Annotated in this window: 17 protein-coding genes; 2 read left to right on the top strand and 15 right to left on the bottom strand. The window is 61.1% G+C overall.

Annotated elements, in window-relative coordinates; genetic code table 11:
- Positions 1-1,139 precede the first annotated feature (1,139 nt).
- From JQC81_RS28500 to JQC81_RS28455, 10 genes are all read right to left on the bottom strand, one after another.
- On the bottom strand, positions 1,140-1,811 hold the full coding sequence (locus tag JQC81_RS28500) for a 3-oxoacid CoA-transferase subunit B (RefSeq protein ID WP_203275164.1): 672 nt from the start codon (positions 1,809-1,811) through the stop codon (positions 1,140-1,142).
- Positions 1,808-2,530, bottom strand: coding sequence for a 3-oxoacid CoA-transferase subunit A (locus JQC81_RS28495; protein WP_203275163.1), 723 nt, complete (start codon positions 2,528-2,530; stop codon positions 1,808-1,810). The genes JQC81_RS28500 and JQC81_RS28495 overlap by 4 nt, the downstream gene beginning before the upstream one ends.
- A gap of 238 nt (positions 2,531-2,768) precedes the next feature.
- Positions 2,769-4,880, bottom strand: a complete 2,112-nt coding sequence (locus JQC81_RS28490; RefSeq protein WP_203275162.1) for a hydantoinase/oxoprolinase family protein — start codon at positions 4,878-4,880, stop codon at positions 2,769-2,771.
- The gene (locus JQC81_RS28485) at positions 4,877-6,547 is read right to left on the bottom strand and encodes a hydantoinase B/oxoprolinase family protein (protein WP_203275161.1); all 1,671 of its coding nucleotides are present in this window, start codon (positions 6,545-6,547) and stop codon (positions 4,877-4,879) included. The genes JQC81_RS28490 and JQC81_RS28485 overlap by 4 nt, the downstream gene beginning before the upstream one ends.
- 98 nt (positions 6,548-6,645) lie before the next feature.
- Entirely contained in the window at positions 6,646-7,965 is a 1,320-nt protein-coding gene (locus JQC81_RS28480) for an aspartate aminotransferase family protein (protein WP_203275160.1), read from the bottom strand.
- An 18-nt stretch (positions 7,966-7,983) separates the two neighbouring features.
- The gene (locus JQC81_RS28475) at positions 7,984-8,691 is read right to left on the bottom strand and encodes an ABC transporter ATP-binding protein (protein ID WP_203275159.1); all 708 of its coding nucleotides are present in this window, start codon (positions 8,689-8,691) and stop codon (positions 7,984-7,986) included.
- Positions 8,678-9,415, bottom strand: coding sequence for an ABC transporter ATP-binding protein (locus tag JQC81_RS28470; protein WP_203275158.1), 738 nt, complete (start codon positions 9,413-9,415; stop codon positions 8,678-8,680). Before JQC81_RS28470 ends, JQC81_RS28475 begins: the two co-directional genes overlap by 14 nt.
- On the bottom strand, positions 9,412-10,395 hold the full coding sequence (locus JQC81_RS28465; RefSeq protein ID WP_203275157.1) for a branched-chain amino acid ABC transporter permease: 984 nt from the start codon (positions 10,393-10,395) through the stop codon (positions 9,412-9,414). Before JQC81_RS28465 ends, JQC81_RS28470 begins: the two co-directional genes overlap by 4 nt.
- 4 nt (positions 10,396-10,399) lie before the next feature.
- Positions 10,400-11,275: a branched-chain amino acid ABC transporter permease gene (locus JQC81_RS28460; protein WP_203275156.1), complete on the bottom strand. Its 876-nt coding sequence runs from the start codon at positions 11,273-11,275 to the stop codon at positions 10,400-10,402.
- 87 nt (positions 11,276-11,362) lie between these two features.
- Positions 11,363-12,484, bottom strand: coding sequence for an ABC transporter substrate-binding protein (locus JQC81_RS28455; protein WP_203275155.1), 1,122 nt, complete (start codon positions 12,482-12,484; stop codon positions 11,363-11,365).
- Positions 12,485-12,682: 198 nt separating this feature from the next.
- On the opposite strand from JQC81_RS28455, the gene JQC81_RS28450 reads away from it, so the two are divergent.
- Positions 12,683-13,522 (top strand): IclR family transcriptional regulator, encoded by an 840-nt coding sequence (locus JQC81_RS28450; protein ID WP_203275154.1) that lies wholly within the window; start codon positions 12,683-12,685, stop codon positions 13,520-13,522.
- 840 nt (positions 13,523-14,362) lie between these two features.
- On the opposite strand, the gene JQC81_RS28445 is transcribed toward JQC81_RS28450, so the two are convergent.
- Positions 14,363-15,034, bottom strand: coding sequence for an RraA family protein (locus JQC81_RS28445; RefSeq protein WP_203275153.1), 672 nt, complete (start codon positions 15,032-15,034; stop codon positions 14,363-14,365).
- Between the two features lie 9 nt (positions 15,035-15,043).
- The gene (locus JQC81_RS28440; protein WP_203275152.1) at positions 15,044-16,267 is read right to left on the bottom strand and encodes an aminotransferase-like domain-containing protein; all 1,224 of its coding nucleotides are present in this window, start codon (positions 16,265-16,267) and stop codon (positions 15,044-15,046) included.
- A gap of 232 nt (positions 16,268-16,499) precedes the next feature.
- Between JQC81_RS28440 and JQC81_RS28435 the strand changes: the two genes are divergently transcribed.
- Positions 16,500-17,450, top strand: coding sequence for a cyclase family protein (locus JQC81_RS28435; RefSeq protein WP_203275151.1), 951 nt, complete (start codon positions 16,500-16,502; stop codon positions 17,448-17,450).
- A gap of 149 nt (positions 17,451-17,599) precedes the next feature.
- On the opposite strand, the gene pdxA is transcribed toward JQC81_RS28435, so the two are convergent.
- The 3 genes from pdxA to JQC81_RS28420 form a co-directional block, all read right to left on the bottom strand.
- Complete coding sequence (gene pdxA, locus JQC81_RS28430; RefSeq protein ID WP_203275150.1) at positions 17,600-18,604, bottom strand: 4-hydroxythreonine-4-phosphate dehydrogenase PdxA; 1,005 nt, start codon at positions 18,602-18,604, stop codon at positions 17,600-17,602.
- 28 nt (positions 18,605-18,632) lie between these two features.
- A complete protein-coding gene (locus tag JQC81_RS28425) occupies positions 18,633-19,907 on the bottom strand; it encodes a four-carbon acid sugar kinase family protein (protein ID WP_203275149.1) in 1,275 nt (424 codons plus the stop codon).
- A gap of 99 nt (positions 19,908-20,006) precedes the next feature.
- Positions 20,007-20,156: a helix-turn-helix domain-containing protein gene (locus tag JQC81_RS28420; RefSeq protein ID WP_281400433.1), complete on the bottom strand. Its 150-nt coding sequence runs from the start codon at positions 20,154-20,156 to the stop codon at positions 20,007-20,009.
- Between the last annotated feature and the right edge of the window lie 14 nt (positions 20,157-20,170).

The following is a 20,170-nucleotide window of genomic DNA, read 5'->3' as shown; positions in this document are numbered from 1 at the left end:
GGGCCTTGGTTTTGAGTCACGTCAGCCACTAGGAGCCGGCCGAATTTTCGACGTTGAAGGGCTGCTTCGGGTCAAAATTTCACGTTCCAGCCTTCCCAATGAATGTCGGCACTTGAGTGTCGAAGCGGACCAAACGCATACGTCTCAGGCGTGCCACGATCGGACCTTAACGGCTGGGATGATCCAGGTTTGGGTCGAACTGCCACACGGTCAGGATTGTTGATCCGGTGGTCTTGCGAGCTGCGCCTTCACCAGTGGAGCGACGATGTCCGTGACAGCGTCTTCCACCTTCAATAGGACCGCGCGCCGGACCTCCAGCACCCTGATGGGATCCGTAGGGTTTCCAGGCATCAGCACGGTCTGCCATCTCAGCCTGTTGGCGAGGCGGTTCCGGAAGAACATCTCCGAGCTCTTCGGTGGAAATGTCCCGCCGGATCGGCAGTGGCCAGGCCCCTCCACAGTCCGACCAAGAGGTCGATCATTCGCTCGATCACGTCCTTAGATGATCCGCCCTGAGGTTGCGGGGCTCCTTGCGCTCCTGGATGTAAGCTGCAGGCCGCGTCGGCAGATCGCGTGCGAACTCAATGAGCTTGGGCCGTTCCCTGGTGTGTGAGGATGGGACGGAGAGCCTGAAAAGGATTGCTCCTGTTAGCGACGGTGTTCAGCGGCAGGCGCCGTGCGTAGTGACCTGTTATCTTAGGCTCCGAAGCAGCCTGGGAGCATTATCAATCGGCCCATCTGGCCCCTGGGATGATCTACGATCGTAACCAGTTGGCTGGCGAGCCAAAGGCACGCGCAGAAATAAACGATGCCCATAGGCAACCAGCTGACCCGCAGGACCCTGGAGTCGAAACCCAGCTATTGAGCGGCGGTGCTGTGGCGGCGGCTCATGGGCACGACCGTGTTTGAGGCCGGGGCCGCTCCAGGAGGGCCGATAATGATGTCACGGCAACCTGAGGCGAACACGATAAGTTCTACTTTGTTTAATTCAGGGGATCACGCCCGCTGCAGACGTCGGTGCCGCCGTGGCTCGTAGACGGTAGACATGGTTGGCAAGGGCGGACTGGTGCGACGACGACAGCATGCCGAAACGACCGATAGGCGTGAGGATATAGTCGCGGATAAGAACCTCGGTTATCTCACAACTCCGGAACGATTAGATCGGCCACAGGGCCGTCGATGAGAAGCTCGGCCCCGGTTTGGGCCTGCAGCGCCTCCAGGGAGAGCGTGGGCAACTTCTCGCGCAGAACGAAGCGCCTGCCTTTGATGTCCACAACCGCCAGGCTGGTATAGACGCGCGTGACGCAGCCCACGCCCGTCAGAGGAAGGGTGCAGCACTTCACCAGCTTGGGCTTGCCGTCCTTGGTCACATGATCGGTGATGACGGCCACACGTTTCGCGCCGTGGACGAGGTCCATCGCTCCGCCGACCGCCGGGACACCTTTGGGCCCGGTGCTCCAATTCGCCAGATCGCCGTTCTCCGCCACCTGATAGGCGCCGAGGATCGCCACGTCGAGATGGCCGCCCCGCACCATGGCGAAGCTGTCGGCATGGTGGAAGAAGGCGGCGCCGGCATTAAGTGTAACGGCCTTCTTGCCGGCATTGATCAGGTCCCAGTCCTCGTGCCCCTCGGCCGGCGATTCGCCGAAGTTGAGGATGCCGTTCTCCGTGTGAAAGACCGCCTGGCGTCCAGGCGGCTGGTATTGGGCCACCATCTCGGGAAACCCGATGCCGAGATTGACATACGTCCCGTCTGCGATGTCCTGGGCCGCGCGCCAAGCGATCTGAGCGTTGGACAGCTTTGTGGTCATGGATAATGCGCTCCGGCGCGGTTGAGGACTTCTTCCTGCTGCGGGTCGGGCACTTCGACCACGCCCTGCACGAAGATGCCGGGAGTGACCACATGCTCCGGATCGATCTCGCCGGGCTCGACGATGCGGCTGACCTGCACGATCGTGGTCGCTGCCGCCATGCACATGAGCGGGTTGAAGTTCCGTGCGGCCTTGCTGTAGGTCAGGTTGCCGTGTCGGTCGCCGGCATGAGCCTTGATCAGCGCGAAATCGGCTTTGAGCCAGCGCTCCCGAACATATGGCTGCCCGTCAAATTCGGCGATCACTTTGCCGTCGGCCAGATGGGTGCCATAGGCCGTGGGCGTATAGAAGGCCGGGATGCCAGCGCCGCCCGCGCGGATGCGCTCGGCGAGCGTGCCTTGAGGCACCAGTTCCAGTTCAATCTCGCCTGCTAGGTACTTCTCCGTGAAGACGCGCGGGTCGGACGAACGCGGGAATGAACAGATCAGCTTCCTCACCATGCCGTGTTCGATCAGCGCCGCAAGGCCAACATGGCCGTTGCCTGCGTTATTGTTCACGACAGTCAGATTCTTCGGGCTGCCGGTCGCGTGGAAGCGATCAATCAGCGCATGGATCAGTTCGATCGGCGAACCTGCGCCACCAAAGCCGCCTATCATCACGGTTGCACTGTCACCGATCTTCGCCACGGCCTCGGCGAGATGACCAATGGTCTTGTCCATCGGAAGGACTCCTCTTCCGCCGGAGGATGAGACCATCCTCCGGCGTATCGAAGAAATAAACAGGGAGACGCTTGTTGCGATATCGCACCAGAGAAGACGATGCCTGTCCACAAGCGCGACATGATAGAAGCCTAGCGAAAAGCCTCCAGGTGATGGAGACGTTTGCCGCTGTTCGGCCCCCTCAGATGATTTCCGAGTTCGCCGCCATAGGGTTGGAGGTCCTCAGCTGTTTCAAAGCCTAGCCCGCAGTTTCAAGATCGGCGAGTGCCCATTTTTCCGAATGGTGCTCGCCACCTGACCCGCGAAGGCGGATATCGAGCCAGCCAAGATCATTAACAATGGCGCGGTCACCTTCGTTGATAATCACGGTCGTCGTCTCAGCTTCTAGGATCGCTGGACCAGCAATGCTATCGCCGGGGACAAGTGCCTCCAGCTGATAGACTGGGACTTCACGCCACGAGCCGAAGAAGGCTCTCCGCTTGCGATGTGGCTCCGGTGTCCCCCCAGTTCTCGAACTCGAGGGGTGGAGCTGTGTTGCACTTGGCACGACGCCGATAGCGGCAACACGGGCATTAACAAAGACGACTTCTTGGCCGCGAGACGCATAGGTATAGAGTTCCTCATGCCTCTGGTGGAAGCGTTCCTGGATCTGCTCGATAAGATCGCTTCTCGTCCATTCTACATCATCCAACGGCACATCGATCTCGAAGATCTGCTCGCCGTACCGCATTTCGGCGGATCTCTCGATACGAAGCGGTCCGCTGTACCAACCCTGCAGGCGCTCGAGCGCCTGCCTCTCAAGGCTGGCGAACACTGCACGCATATGCTCGGAATCCGCCTGCGCCTCAGCGCCAATATGAGTGTGGCTCACCTCGTAACGAAGGTCGCTGGCGAGCATGCCCCAAGCCGACAGGACGGAAGCGACCGTCGGCACGACCACACGCGGGATGTCGAGTTCGCGCGCGACCTCGATGGCATGGAGACCCGCCGCTCCACCGAAGCTGAGGAGCGCGAACTTCCTTGGATCGACCCCTCGCCTCAATGTCATGATGCGGATGCCGTCCGCCATCTTGAGGTTGATGAGCCGGTAAATGCCGGCGGCAGCTTCGCTACTCGATACCCCAAGTGATGCTGCGAGTTCGTCCACGACGTTTTGGGCGGCCTTGAGATCGAGCTTGCGCCGTCCGCCAAGGAAGTTGTCGGCATCGAGATAGCCGAGGATCAGGTTGGCATCGGTCACAGCGGGCATCTTGCCGCCGTTGCCGTAACAGGCCGGCCCAGGCACCGAGCCTGCGCTTTCCGGCCCCACATTGAATGTGCCGCCTGAATCCACTCGCGCGATCGATCCGCCACCGGCACCGATACTGGCAATGTCAAGGCTGCGCAGCGCGATGCGCTGGTCTGCAAGCCTACCATCCGCCGAGAGCACTGCCTGCCCGCCTGCGATGAGGGAGATGTCGGTGCTTGTTCCGCCCATGTCGAAGGGGATGAGATCGGCAACGCCGAGAAGATCGGCGCAGCGACGCGAGCCGGCGATGCCGCCGGCGGGACCGGACAAAACCGTTCCGGATGCGAGCCTTGCCGCCTCTTCGACAGGAGCCATGCCGCCATGCGAGAGGATGATGAACAGGTTGCCGGAGAACCCTCCATCGGCGAGTCGCCGCTCGAGATTATTGAGATAGCGCCGGACGGCAGGGCCGACATAGGCATTCACGACCGTCGTCGAGACGCGCTCATATTCCTTGATCTGGGGCAGCACGTCGCTGGAGCGCGAGACATAGACATCCGGCAGCTCCCGCTGAAGCCGCTCGACGGTCTCGATCTCGTGCTGCGGGTTCCGGTAGGCATGAAGGTAGCAGACCGCGACGGCCGTTGCGCCGGACTGCCTAATCGCCTCAATGGCCTCGCCCAGGGAGTCCTGGTCGAGTGGTGTCATCACCGATCCGTCCGGACGCAGGCGCTCACGCACGCCGAAGCGGCGATGCCGCGGCACGAGCGGTTCAGGCGGCGGCGAGCGCAGATCGTAGCGGTTGCCTTTCAGACCCTCGCGCATTTCCAGAACATCGCGATGCCCCTCCGTCGTAAGAAGAGCCACTTTCGCGCCCTTGCGCTCCAGAAGAGCGTTGGTCGCCACGGTCGTTCCATGCACGAAGCGGCCTGTCCGTCCGAGCATGTCAGCCAGTGGCGATTCAAGACGGCGTGCCAGTTCCTCGAGGCCGGTCATCACGCCGATCGACTGGTCGGCAGGGGTCGATGGAGACTTCGCGAAGATGGTGTTGCCGCTCTCGTCGATCGCGACCAGATCCGTGAAGGTGCCTCCGACGTCGACACCAATGGTAAGCGTTGTCATGATGCTTTCACTCCGCTCTCGACGGTATTGATAAGTCCTTCCTGGAGATCGCGTTTGCGCGCCTCCTCGCTTCGCTTCTCAGGTGGCCCCCAGCCGCCGCCGCCACTTGAGCGGATTTCGAGCACATCGCCCGGCCTGATCTCGATGCCGACTTCCTTCGTCTTCAGTTCGCGGGGAGCATGCCCCTCTGACAGGAGGTGATAGTGATGGGGCTCGCCATCCTTTCCACCCAGCAGACCGCAGGCACCATGCCGCGCGCCGTCGCCGGCGGTGTTGGCGCGTACGGGTTTTGCGGTCTCCACGACGAGATCGAGGGCTACACCGAGCCCACCGCGATATTGTCCTTCGCCGCCGGAGCCAGCCCGGAATTCGTGATGCCGGAAGTGAAGCGGAAAGCGGGCTTCCGCCACTTCGATGCTGCCGAACTTGATGCCGCCAGCGGTATGCCACTCGCCAATGGATGACCAGCCGTCACCCTCGGAGGATGCGCCGCCGCCGGGCCTGGCGTGGAACATGTGCCAAATGAACTCGCGTCCGGTGCGCGGATCCTCTCCCTGGATGGCGATGCGGAAGCGGCGACTCCAGCCGGCCATTGCGCGGTCGGGACACGAGGCGGCAAGCGCCTTGACGACCGCCTCGACGATTTCGTTCGAGGGGTGGCTGGTGCACAGGGTCACAGGGCGCCCTGGGTCTGCCCAAACGATGGTGCCCGGCTTCGCGACGATCTTCAGCGGACGCAACGCGCCCGAGTTCTTGGGCGTCTCCGGATCGATCAGGTACGCGAAGGCCATGACGACCGCCGCCTGCATGTTGGCATGGGACGAGTTGACAAAGCTAATCGCCTGCGGGTCGGACTCGGTAAGGTCGACCTCGACATCGCTGCCGCTTTTCGTCACCTTCGCCGCGATGCGGATGTTCTCCCGGCCGAAGCCGTCATCGTCGAGGAAAGCCTCGCCGTAGAAGACCCCATCCTTCCACGTCGAGACGACGGCGCGCGCCTGCTGCTCGGCGGCATCTAAGATCATCTCGATCGCTTCCTCGACAAGCTCCGAGCTGAATTCGCCGAAGAGCTTCGCCAAGCGGCGCTCGCCGAGATGCGCGGCTCCGACCATTGCCGCGAGATCGCCCCGGAAGTCGCGCGGATTGCGCACGTTAAGAGCCAGCATATCGAGAAGATCTTCGCGCGGCTTGCCGGCCTCGTAGAGCCTGATCGGCGGAATCCTGAGACCTTCCTGCCAGATTTCGGTCGCTTTCGGGTTATAGGCGCCGTGTGTCGCGCCTCCGATATCGCTCTGGTGCGCACGCACGATGGTCCAGAACAGGCGGCGCTCGCCATCGAACACCGGAACGAACGCCGTCAGGTCTGGCAAGTGGCTGCCGCCGTGGTAGGGATCGTTCAGCAGGAACACATCGCCCGGGCGGATGTCCTGGAAACGTTCTTCAACGGCGAGAGCAGCCCAGGGCAACGCGCCGACATGGACGGGAATGTGGTCCGCCTGGGCGACGAGGCGGCATTTCGTGTCGCAGATCGCGAGGGAGAAATCGCGGCTTGAGTTCAGAATCTGCGAATAGGAGGTCCGCAGCATCGCTTCGCCCATCTCGGCGACAATCGAACTGAAGCGGTGCTGGACCACCGAGCGTGTGATGGGATCGACATTTGTCGACATGGTTGACTTCCTCGTCATAGGGACAGAGCTTTTCCGCCCTCAGAACTTGGCTGAGTGGATCGTGTTCAAACGTTTTCAGTAATACAGTCCGTTCGCGATCAGGCTGTAGACGCCAGTGCCTCCAGCGACTTCGAGACGGCCGAAACGATTTCCTGAACATCCGCATCGGACATCGGCGTCGAGAGGGCCATGAGGCCATAACTCGCCGCGAGGACGCCGTTGTTGAGCAGGTTGAGATTGAACGCGGCAAGGCGGCGGGACTCTGCTTCGCCCATATAGGCTGACCGATAATCCCTAACCGTCTTGTCGGTGAAATGGATCTTCAGGAGCGAGCCGAGGCCGACGGCGCCGCCTGGGATATTCTGCCGCCTGAAGGCCTCGTTGATCCCCGAGCGCACGGCCTCGCCCATCGCATCGAGACGGGTGAAGGCTGCCTCGTCGAGGAGTTCCATCGCCGCCAATCCGGCGCGCATGGTCACGGGATTGGCCGAGAACGTGCCGCCATGCGGCAGTGCGGGCTTTCCGGCGCTCGGGTCGAACACGGCCATCACCTCATCACGTCCACCGATGGCGCCGACCGGGAAGCCGCCTCCGATGATCTTGCCGAGGGTCGTAAGGTCGGGTTCGATGTCCCACAGCCCCTGAGCACCGTGATAGCCGAGGCGGAACGTGATCACCTCGTCGAAAACAAGGAGGGCGCCGACCTCGCGCGTAACCTCGCGCAGAGCCTGAAGATATGCCTTGTCGGCAGGCGCCAGTCCCGCGCGGTTGGGCATGGGATCGACGAGCACGCAGGCGAGGCTCGGGCCATGCTCGCGGATGAGGCTCACGGCAGCGTCAATATCGTTGAACGGGATCGACACCACATCAGCGAGAACGTTCTCCGGCGTTCCCTTTGCGTATGCCACCGACACAGGCGCGTTGCGGCCCCAGGCTTCCGGGGTAGGATCGAGGCTGACCTCAGCATAGTCATAGGAGCCATGGTATGCCCCCTCGCACTTGGCAATCTTCGGGCGCCCGGTGAAAGCGCGCGCCGCCTTCAGCGCTATCATGACCGCTTCGGTGCCGGAATTCGCGAAGCGAACCTGATCGACCGAGGGAAGCCGGCTTGCGAGAAGTTCGGCCAGGTCGATCTCGGATTCCGTCGGCATTCCGAAGGCGGAGCCTAGGGCCAGTTGCTTCGTCGCAGCCTCGTTCAGGGTCGGATGAGCATGTCCGTGGATCAACGAAGTGAAGTTGTTGATGCAGTCGATGCGTGAAGCGCCATCTACATCCCATACGCGGCACCCTTCGCCGTGGGATGCGTAAATTGGGAATGGCTTCATGTAGACCGTCGTGCGGGTGTTGCCGCCCGGCAGGCTCTTCTTGGCGCGCTCATGCAGCGCCTTGGAACGAACCGATGAATCCGGATAAGTCATTGATCAACTCCTTTTGCGCTAGCGGCCGAGATAGGCTTCGCGAACACGCGAATTTTGTTTGAGATCCTTCGCCGCTCCTTCGAGAACCACGCGGCCCGTCTCGAGAACATAGCCGCGGTTGGCCACGGCGAGTGCGAGAACCGTATTCTGCTCCACGACCAGAATGGTCATGCCGGCTTCCCCGATGAGCTTGACCCTCTCGTAGACCTCCTCTGCGAGGCGCGGAGCGAGACCAAGTGAGGGCTCGTCGAGCAGCAGGATGCGGGGACGAGCCATCAGCGCCCTGCCGATGGCGAGCATCTGCTGCTCACCACCGGACAGAGACCATCCAAGCTGGCGGCGACGTTCCTTCAGGCGAGGAAAAAGATCGAACACGCGGCCAAGATCATCAGCAATGGACTGGCTCCAGCGGCGCCAGGGCGCGGTTGCAAGTGACAGGTTTTCCTCAACCGTCAGACCCGGAAAGATCCGGCGTCCCTCGGGCGCATGGGCAATCCCAAGACGAACCCGGCGCTCGCTGGGGATCGTGGCGAGTGAACTACTCTCGAAAACGATATCACCGGACTTCACCTTGTTGAGACCGGATATGGTCTGGAGCAGCGTGGTTTTACCTGCGCCGTTCGCCCCGATCAGGGCAACCGTCTCCCCGGCTTTGACCGTGATGTTCACGCCGTGCAGGGCAACGATGTCGCCATAGGCCACTGTCAGGTCGTTACACGTCAGCATGGGAATACCCCTCGCCAAGGTAGGCTGCCAGAACGGCAGGGTTGGTCTGCACTTCCGCAGGCGTACCTTCGGCGATCATGCACCCGAAGTTCAGCACGACGATGCGCTCTGCAAGGCGCATGACCATGCCCATGTTGTGCTCGATCAGGACGACGGCGAGCTGGTGCTCGGCTCGAAGAGCGGTGAGGCGCTCCATGAGGAGCTCCACCTCGCCGGAATTGAGGCCCGCAGCAGGTTCGTCGAGAAGCAGCACGCGCGGCTCGCAGGCCAGGGTCCGGCACAGCTCCACCATTCGCCTCTGTCCGTAAGACATCGACGAGATCTGGTGACGGGCAACGCCGCTGAGCCCCATTCGGTGAAGGATCGACATGGCGAACTCCTGCAACTCCTTCTCGCTACGCCCCTTGCGCACGGCGGCTCCCGTCATGACGTTTTCGACGGCAGAGAGGCGCTCGAACAGGCGGCCATGCTGGAATGTCCGCCCGAGGCCGCTGCGGATGCGGGCATGCGTTGCCCATCGCGTGACGTCCTTGCCGTCGAGCCAGATCTTTCCTTCCGTCGGCATGGTCAGTCCGGTGAGGACATTCAGCAGGGTGGATTTGCCGGCTCCATTGGGACCGATCACCGCCAGGAATTCGCCGGCATTGACGGTCATGTTGACCTCAGAGAGCGCTTGTAGCCCACCGTAACGCTTGGAAATCGCTTTCGTGTGCAGGATCGTCATGAATGAGCTCCAGCGCGTGCGGGCACATTGGTGGTCTCATCGCCAGGGGAGCGACGCTTCAAGGAGATGCGCCTGACCAAGCCTACGATGCCGGTCGGCAGGATGACGAGGATCACCAGCATCATCAGGCCGAAGAAGAGAAGGTAGGCATCGCCCAGGACGCGCAGCCATTCCGGCAGGAAAGTGAGAACGACCGCGCCGATGATCGCACCGGCGATGGAGCCCTCCCCGCCGACGATCAGCATAGCGAGGTATGTAATCGAATGGGCGTAGTTGAAGTCCTCCGGCGCGACGAAGCGAATATGCGTGGCAAATAGGCATCCGGCGATTGCAGCGCATGTGCCTGCGAGTGTGAAGGCGGCGACCTTCACGCCCGTCACGTCGATCCCGGCCATGGCCGCGGCGATCTCGTCGTCACGCACGGCGATCATCGCCCGTCCGTGGCGGGAACGGTGAATTGCTGCGGCCGCAGCGGCAACGAGGGTCAGGCTGATGAGCGCGAACCACAGAAAGCTGCGCTCGTCAGACAATTCATACCCGGCGACGCTGAGGTGAGGAATCCCGGCGATGCCATTCGTGCCGCCCGTCAGATCAAGCCAGTTGATGGCGACGATGGTGAAGCTGACATTGAAGCCGAGGGTCGCCAAGGCGAGATAATGCCCTTTCAGGCGAAGCAGCGGATAGCCGATCAGCGCTGCCGACAACGCGGTGGCGATGATGGCGACGGGCATGGCAACCCAAGGAGACAAGCCCAGTTTTGTTGTCAGAATGGCGACGCAATAAGCGCTGAGGCCGGCAAAGGCAGAATGGCCGAGGGAGATGAGGCCGGAATAGCCGAATGCAAAGTTGAGGCCGATTACCGCGACCGCCGAAACAACCGCGAGGTTCATCAGGCGAAGACTGTAATCGGAGAGCACCAGCGAGAGCGCCCCACCGATAACAAGGATGGCGACGAGGCCAAGGAGAGTGCGTATGGACATTCGACTAGCCCCTATCCTGGATGCGCTCGCCGAAGATCCCCTGCGGGCGGACGAGCAGGAAGGCGATCATGGCCCCGAATGCGATCAGATCCTTGTAGGCCGACGATAGGTAGGAAGCGCCGAGCACCTCCGTGAGGCCGACGAAGAGACCACCAGCAATCGCGCCGGGCAGACTGCCGAAGCCGCCGATGATGGTGGCCGCGAAGGCCTTGAGCGCAATGGGATCCCCCATGTTTACGTCGGCAAACCACATTGGCCCGAGCATGAGGCCCGCGATGCCGGCGAGAAGCGCCGCGAGCACCCAGGAGAAAGCAAGAAGCCCGTTCACGCGCAGCCCCATGAGACGAGCTGCCTTCACATCCTGGGCCACTGCGCGCATTCCGATGCCGATGGTGGTGCGATGAAGCAGAAGCCATAGAAGGCCGATCAGAATTCCCGTTCCCACTACGACGGCAACCGCATGAACCGTGATGACCGCACCCGCGATCTCAATCGTCATTCCTTCGAAAGGAGACTGGAGACGGAAGGGCCAGGAACCGAAGGTTAACTGGGCAGCGTTCTGAAGTGCGATACCCACCGCGACGGTCCCGATGATGATCGTCACGACGGGGCTCGAGCGCAGCGGCAGGTAGACGACTAGAAAGAAGAGCGCGCCGAAGAGCGCCATGGCAGCAAGCGCGCCAACATAACCCACCGGCCATGGCAGGCCGCCATTGATCAGCATGGCGACGCCTGCGAAGGTTCCGAGCATCACGAACTGCCCGGATGCGAAATTCACGACGCCGGTCGCGGAATAGACAATGACGAACCCGATCGCTGCCAGCGCATAAACACTGCCCAGCGCCAAGCCATTGATGGAAAGTTGGATGAAGTCGGCCATGGAAGCCCTTTTCGGCATTTCGCGGGGATGAAGCCGGCTCGGCAGAGTGGCGCCGAGCCGACCAATCGATCAGTCCGGAAAGTCGGATCAGTTCAGCTTGATGGGCTGAACAAGCTCAAGTGACTTGGTGCCGGGCTTGGCCCGAACGACCGCGAGATCGGAAACCCCGTTGCCCTTTGCGTCGAAGGTGTAGGCATGGCCTATACCAGGCCAGTCCTTCACGGTGGCAAGCCAGTCACGCAGAGCCTTGGGGTCCGTGCCAGCCTTGCGCATACCTTCCGCCATCAGCATGGCACCATCGTAATAGGCAAGGCCGTAAGGATCGGCCTCCATGCTGAACTTTTCCTTATAGCGATCGATGAAATCCTTCATGCGCTCGCCGGCGCTCGTATCTACAAAGGCATCGACGACGCCGGAGACGTTATCGAGATCCGACGGAGACAGGAGTTGCAGGGCAGCGGGAACGAAGGCTGCCGAAGATGCCACGATAGGCATCTTCAAGCCCAGCATCTTCGCCTGGCGGAGCAGCATCGCTCCGTCCTGAGGGTAGACAAAAGCCAGGATGGTATCAGCACCCTTCTGCCGCAGGCTCAGCATCTGAGCAGAAAAATCCTTGTCGTTCTGCCCATAGGCTTCCATTCCAACGACGGGAGATCCGGCAGCCTCGAACTGCTTTGCCGCCACCTGCGCACCGCCTTGTCCGAAGTCATTCTGGATATAGAGTATGCCCGGCTTCGTAGCCTTCAGGTTCCCCTTGGCGAACTGCACCATGCCGGCGGCGGCAAGGCTGTCGGCCGGGCGAATGCGGAACATCCACTCATTGCCGGCATCCGACACCGCATCCGCTCCACCAGCATACATCACCGGAATTCCGCTCTTCTTCACCTCAGGAGCAACGGCGATGTTCTGGGTCGAATAGCTCGACAGGAACACGAAGGCAGGCTTCTCTTCCTGCACTAGTTTCACAAACGCATTCACCGCCGTGCTATTGGAGGCTTGCGTGTCTTCAAAGACGATCTTGATCTGTCGGCCATTGATGCCGCCAGCCCTGTTGATGTCCTCTTCAGCCATCTTCAGCGAGTTGAAGTATTGCTTTCCCGTCAGGGAGAGCGGCCCGGTCGTCGGAACGGTCGCGCCGATCACAATCGGCCCATTCTGAGCTATGGCCGGAACGGCAGTCAGCACGGACACCGCGACTGTGAACTTCAAGATATCTCGTTTTGTAAGCTTCATCTCTGTTCCCTTGGATGCTCGATTGGACACGGCAACAGGCGGACGGCACCGCTCCGCCGATATCAGCATCTAACTCTTGCGGTTAATTCCGTTTTTCGGTACGTTGTGCCGATATTCGTAATGATGCTAGATATGCCCTTAAGGCCTGTCAATGCTCTGGTTGAGAACAAAAAGATGCCTGAAGACGATCTGCTAATGGAGATCCCGTCATTGACGGATACGCACTCCGACTCTGATTCCGAAGGCCCGCTTGGTCGCTACATGTCGGTTCTCGAACTTGTCGCAGCCTTTCAGGGCGCGCTCACACTGGCCGATGCTGCGACGATTCTGGACCTGCCCAAGACAACAGTGCACCGCCTCCTCAAGGGCTTGGAGCGAGCCGATCTGGTTCACAGTGGGCGAGGGCGCAATAGGGTATATAACCTTGGGCCACGACTCGGGCGCCTTCTGCATGCCGCTGCCGATGAAGGCTGGATCACGGCCCTCGCAAGACCTCACCTTCAGGAGCTTGTCGAAACCTCCGGTGAGACCTGTTACCTCACCCGCCTTGTCGGACATCGGGTTTTGGTCGCGGTATCGGTATCACCCGAAGTGCGGTGGCGCGGTTATGTCCAGCCGGGCATCGAGATGCTGCCGCATGCAGCGGCAACTGCGAAAGCGATCATGGCTTTCCAGAGTAATGGACTTATCGAGCAGGTCTTAAGCGGAACGTTACCGGAGTTCACAGCTAACACCCGTACCGATGCAGCTTGGATCAAGAACGAATTCGCGAAAGTACGCGAGCACAACTATGCAACTTGTATCGGTGAAATCGATGAAGGGCTTGCCGCACTCGCAGTCCCAATTAAGCAGTCCAATGGACAGGTACTCCACGCACTCGGCATAACTGGGCCGCTACAACGGATTATGGACAGTTTTATGCCGGATCGGATTAAAATCCTGAAACTGGCGGCATCAAAATTAGAAAGCGCTCTCTCTCTTGGCGCAAGCATTGCGGGAAGGAACGACAAGTAATGTCATAATATCTATGTTTACCTAGAGCCATTGGGCTCCAACAGATGAGTGGTTGAGACGTGGCGTCTTGCGAACTAAAGTCAGCAACAAGTCACATCAATGTGGTTCAGTACTGAGGCACCTCATCATTCTAGGCGGCCGGATTGGCTCGGGTGACATAATTGGAGTGATCCTAGTCTGCCCGTCTCTACTAGCTCTGCCAGGTTATGCTTGTAAACAGCTGACTGGCGACACCGGGAGATCACGGTCGAGGCAGAACCAATATTGTTAGCGGGACTGCTCATCACCGTGTCGATGAACTTCGACCGGGTCGAGCCGCCGGAGCCCCGCGCTGGTGAGAAGATAATCTGCGCAATTCCGATCAAGGACGTTTCGGAACATGGACACGAATGGGAGAACTGATCTGGGAAGGTCCGGAGTGGGTCAGGTACGGTCTTTAAGCGTGGCCGAATAATGGTCCGCCTATCACGAAATTGCGGACCTTTGGCTGCCCAGAGCAAAGTGGGTCGATGTTCGTGCGGATTGCGCGAGTTTCGTCTGCCGTTACCCGTGGTGTTACCCGGGAGAGAAATAGCTGCACGACCGCAGACACAATAAAGCGATAGAGCCCTTGCCGGTTAAGGGTTTGATGTGGTGAGCGCGCTGGGACTCGAACCCAGGACCCTCTGATTAAAAGTCAGAGGGTCCCTAGATGAGCATGGATCGGAGCGAACGCTTCCAGCGATAAGCTGGGTCAGAGGCAGAGGTTCGCCACCTGCGTTAACGAAGCTGCAGCCTGCTTCTAAGTAAAAAGACAAGGGCTCAGCTCACGGTGAAAACTAGAAAGGGGCAGCGCTCTCACTAGGCTTCCTCGGCCTTGGGTACATTGAATACTTCAATCGTGCTCTTGCCGGTTGCGAGCACAGCCTCCCACTCCACCTCAGCCTTGATCCGCGCAAGAGCTGGCGTAAGCAACTCCTCGGCCCTTCCACGCGGCACAATCACGAGGCCGTCGTCGTCCCCGATGATCAGATCGAAGGGCGAGACTGGGATGCCTCCAAATGAGATTGACTCGTTGACTGAGCCGAGCTCCATCGAGGAGGGCCCGCGGGGCGTCACCCAACGGGAGAATATCGCGAAATCCGCCCATTCGGACAGCATTCCGGCATCGCGCACGGCACCATCGACGATGACGCCAGCAATCCCCTTGCGACGTGCGGATCCGCTCAGGAGTTCGCCGATCATCGCCGCATCGCTGCGCCCGCCCGCATCGACGACAACGACGTCACCGGCCTGGGCCACATCGATCGCGTGGTGGACGGCCCCGTAATCGGCCCCGTCGCACCGCGCTGTGATTGCACTCCCGACGAGCCACGATTTTGTACCAAAGCGGCGCAGCGGTCGGATTCCGGCATCAACGTGCCCCGTGCCACGCAGCAGATCCGCCACTACGGCTGCCGGGATCTTGCGCCACTCGTCAATGAGGGATGTCGGCAGGCGTGTGCCCTCAGGCTGGAAAAGTCGTGTCGGCATGTTTCACTCTTATTCTGCTGCCGCCTGACGGGACGCAAACTCCCGGGCGGCCCGGCTCAGGCGACGGACACCCTCCTGCAGGATATCGGGAGGGTTGGCGGTGAAGTTCAGGCGTAGGCTCGGACTGACCAGACCACGGGAGTCGAAGACACTTCCGGGCACGAAGGATACGCCAGCCTCCAGAGCGAATGGAAGGAGAGCGTACGTGTCGAGCCCGGGCTGGCGTGCCGTCATCCACACGAACATGCCGCCCTCCGGCACGCTCCATTCGAACAGGTCAGCCAAATGCTCCTGCGCGGCCGCACACAGGGCGTCCCGGCGCTCGCGGTACGCATCGATGAGTGTCGGGACGTGGCGTCGGTCTGCGTCCTTGCGGATGAGCTCCAGCGCGACCGCCTGGCAGAACGTGCTCGTGCTGAGGTCGGAGCCCTGCTTCGCCTGTGCGAGCGCACGGATCATGTCGGGTGCACAGACTGCCCATCCGACGCGAAGCCCAGGGGCGATGGTCTTGGACAGCGTCCCGAGATGCACCACGGAACCCTCATAGATAGCAGTTCCTGGTACCGCACTCATCTCCAGAAGGGAGGGCTGCACGCCTCCTTCATATCGGAGCTCTCCATAAGGGTCGTCCTCGACCAGCCAGATACCGCTCTCCGCGGACCGGGAAAGCAGGGCTTCACGAGCCTTGCGCTTCAGAACCGCTCCCGTCGGATTCGAGAAATTCGGCACCACATATGCGAATTTCGCCTCCGGCCAGGGTGCCTCGTGGGGCAACTCGGCATAGCGCGGCAGGCGTGGGAGCCAGGCATCCAATGCACCGAGATATGTTGGATACTCGGCCAGGATCGCATCGCCAGGATCGATAAGAGCTTTGCCGATGAGCTCCACGGCCTGCAGCGATCCGGTTGTGATCAGAACGTTCTCAGGCGCGAGTGACAGGCGATCGGTTGAGAGACGGTGCGCAATGGCCTCTCGCAGATCGAACAAGCCCTCCACGGCTCCATACCCAAGAGCTGCACTCCCGTGCTTTTCGAGAGCATCACGTGCGGCCTCCTGCACATCTGAGATTGGATAAAGTTCGGGGGCAGGCAGCCCTCCAGAGAGCACGATCGGGCCAGGGCGACGACCGAAGGAAAGAAACTGCTGGGTAATGTTGTTGCCCTGCTTCATCCAAGTTGCAAATTCAGGGGGGCGCGGTCCGGCACTCGGGGCCGTGTTGCTGGAAGTCGACATGACACTCCACAGGAAGGCTCTTGCCCGACGAAGGCACGATCATGATGAACGATCAGAGAGGCTTGGGGACGCGAAGTCAACCGGTGCCGAGGCCCACCCAATATTTCAACGCACTGCCCATTCTATTGTCAGGCACATGCGCTTCTTTAGTCCGCACACAGCTGATTTGCGGTTGAATGGCGTCTTGCGACCATGAATGATCGCACCTGTCAGCCCGAGAGGATGCATCACGATGACGAAGTCCCTTCTAGCCGCCGCTCTGCTCGTCAGCACGGCCTTTTCTCCGGCTGCCTTTGGGCAGCAACCAGCCCAGCAGCAGACTGGATTGTGGTCGGTCTACGAGCAAAGCCTCAAAGGTGCCAAGCATATCGACCTCACCCATGCCTTCGCACCCGTTCAACCGGTCTGGCCGGGTTTTGGTCAGGCCGAGTTCAAGCCGACCACGGCAGGAGCCGACATTCCGGGCTACGTGAAGAAAGGCGAGGAATATACCTACGACAAGCACGGCTTCGTCGCCACCAGCTACACTTTTACCACCGACCAGTATGGCACGCAGCTCGACCCGCCAGCCCACTGGGATGAGTATGGGGCGACGATCAGCGACCTTCCGCCCACCTATGCGGTGCGCCCGCTCGTGGTGATCCCCATCCACGAGAAAGTGGCCGCAGACCCGAACTATCACCTGAGTGTGCAGGATATCCGGGATTGGGAGAGCCGCAACGGACAGGTTCCGGAAGGTGCCGTCGTGATGGTCCGCTCGGACTGGTACAAGGGCTGGAACGACACAACGCGTTTTGCGGCAAAGCCCCATCCGGGCGTGAGCCTCGATGCGCTCAAGTTCCTGCACCTCGAGCGCAAGATCCTGTTCCATGGCCATGAGCCGCTCGACACCGATACGACGCCAACCCTTGAAGGCGAATCATGGCTGCTGCACAACCATTTTGCCCAGGCCGAAGGCGTAGCCAATCTCGACAAGGTGCCTGAGGCGGGCGCGCTAATCACCATCGGGTTTGCGAAGCCGCTCGGCGGCACGGGAGGCTATGCCCGCTATGTGGCCATTGCTCCATCGGACTGGCCGCACGGCCTCACCGTCGCCGATGCTCCCGGCGCTCCCCTACCAAAGCAGTCGGCCCCGTTGCGGCGGGATGAAAAGGGTGTGATGCGGCCGCAGGGAACTAAGTAACACACTTCTCCGGCGCGGTGCTGCGATGCGGCGCGCCGAGCGTTGAGCCCATACGAGAGCGGATAAGGTCGGCCAGCCACGAGCCGGCGGCGCACATGGCTGATTGCACCACGAAACCTCGTCAGCCGCTCCTGCAACATCAGAAACCTTCAGGCAGGGGTAACATGCTGCGGAGCCAAAAGAATGGCCTGTTTGAGAGCCTCGAGCATGCTCCGCTCATCAGCCCGGCCCGTTCCAGCGATATCAAAGGCCGTGCCATGGTCCACTGACGTGCGGATCACGGGCAGCCCCACGGTGACATTGACGCCTTCCTCAATCCCAAGAACCTTGACCGGGCCATGGCCCTGGTCATGGTACATGGCGACCACCAGATCAAAGTCGCCGCGCTGGGCGCGGAAGAACAGGGTGTCAGCCGGAAGAGGGCCTTCCACATGGATGCCGCCCGCCTGGAGTGCCTGCACGGCTGGCTCAATCTTCTGCTCCTCTTCACCATGGCCGAACAGGCCGTTTTCGCCAGCATGCGGATTGATCCCGCACACGCCGATGCGGGGGCTGGCGATCCCCGAGTGCACAAGAGCCTCGTGCCCGCGCAGGATGGTCCGTTCGACCAGTCCCGGCTCGATCTTTGCGATGGCATCGATCAGGCCAATGTGGGTGGTCACGTGGATGACGCGCAGCTTCGGTGTCATCAGCATCATCGAGACTTCCGGCGTATGCGTCAGCGCCGCCAGGATCTCGGTATGGCCTGGGAAGGGATGCCCTCCCGCGTGGAGCGCCTCCTTGTTGAGCGGGGCCGTACAAATGGCGTCAACCTCGTTCGCTGAGGCCAATGCGACCGCCTGCTCGATGTACCGGAATGCCGCATCGCCCGCGAGCGGAGATAGCTTGCCCCACGGTAGATTGCCGGGGATCAGACCGAGATCAATGCAATCAACCGACCCATACTCGAACACGGTTTCGTTCGGACCTGACACAGTTCGAACTTTCAATGAGGAGCCGAGGATCTCGCCCGCCTGCCGCAGGCGGTTGGCATCTCCGATAATCAGAGGCTTACAGCGCTCGTAGACCTCCCGATGAGCAAGCGCCTTCATGATGATCTCGGGGCCGACGCCGGCCGCATCGCCCATTGTGATTGCAATGATAGGCTGAATCATCCATGCACCCCCAGGCCAGGTGCCTACATTACCCGCTCTTTGCAGAATTGGAATGATTGCTCGGATCGCCTCGCAGGAACGCGCGGCACCGTTTCAAAGTCGCAGCATCGCCGAAGGCCCCAGCCTTTGTGATCACCGGGATAGTAATATCACCAATCGATGCTCCGATGGGCGCTCCGGGCTCGATCTCGCCCTGCATCCTCAAGCCTGATATGCCGGCTCGATCCAGGATAGCCCGTGCCGTCTCGCCACCGGTCACAATAAGCCCACCAACCCGGGACAGGTGCGGGGCGATCAGTTCGGCCAGTGCTGCTGCCAACTGTGGCCCGTCCTGAAAGATGACTTCCTCACCCCCAATCGTGACCGCGACGTCTGCCCCCGATGCCAGAGCCGCATCGAGTGCTTGGGCATAGGGCTGCACCTGCTCTTGGGCACTGCTCTCCCGCAGAGCGGACGGCAGAATGGTCAGGGATCTGACGCCCTGCTCCTCCGTCAGCGCATCGAACTGCGTGCGTGACACACTGGATGCACTGCCCACAACAACGAGGATGGGCCTTCCAGCCGCTGCCCATACTGGGGCGGATGAGGGAACGACCTCCCCCTCCCCTGCCCTGACAAGAGCCCGCATCAGGCCGGCAGACCCGACCCACAGCGGCTTTCCAGGAAGCATGAGGATTGCGGCCGCAACAGCGAGCAGGTCGTCCTCGGTCTGAGCATCGCATACGACAGCATCGCACCCGGCATCTGCCCACTTTGCGAGGCGCGCCTTGAGTGCCTCTGACCCGAGCGCGACCTGCTCGAGAGTGACCATCCCGACCCTAAACCCCACATCCTCAAGGATAGCCCGCAGATCGCCGGAACCTGTCAGGCCCGCCTGCTTCCAGAGGTCTGTGTTCCCGAGCGGATTGCCGTTGACGAACACCTGACCGTCAATCGTCGCGCGTCCCGCTCCGGGGAAAGCGGGTGCAACGATCACAAGAGGCGCATGCCCCAGCACATTAGTTACGGCTTGGCGGATATGAGCAAGCTCCGACGGCCAGTTGCCGCGCAGAGTCGAGTCGATCTTATGATACAGTATGCGTGTGCTCTTGCTGTAGAGGTGCTGGACAGCTCCCGTAACGGCAGTTCCGGCCTCCTGGGCCATCATGGCCCGGGAGTTCACATCGACTGAGACAGCAGTTGCACCGCCCGGATCTGCCTTTGCATTGAGGAGAACCACTGTGTGGGCACCCGCCGTGACGCAAGAAACAGCGCAATCTGCAGCACCAGTCAGGTCATCAGCAATGATAAGGGTTTCGATCATCGACGTCCGGCTACCCCAGTTGCTAAGGACATACTCGCTCGCCCCAGATGAACTCGCAAGACACTGGCATTCGGGTGCGCTGGTTGAGCTGCGCTGTCTCTACACGATGCCCCAGGCGCGGTAGCGGGTCCGGCCGGTGAGCTCGCGCGGCAGGGCGCCGCCGAGCTGGGCCAGCATCAGGTCGATGGCCTTGGGCGTGACTTTCAACAGTTTGGCCCCGAGCGGCACCGTCACCAGCGGGCGCGACAGGAACAGCTCGACCA

Origin of the sequence: Microvirga arabica (assembly GCF_016811235.1) — a bacterium.
Classification (GTDB): domain Bacteria; phylum Pseudomonadota; class Alphaproteobacteria; order Rhizobiales; family Beijerinckiaceae; genus Microvirga; species Microvirga arabica.
Note: the sequence above shows the minus strand (reverse complement) of the source record. Positions and strands in the feature narration are given on the sequence as shown.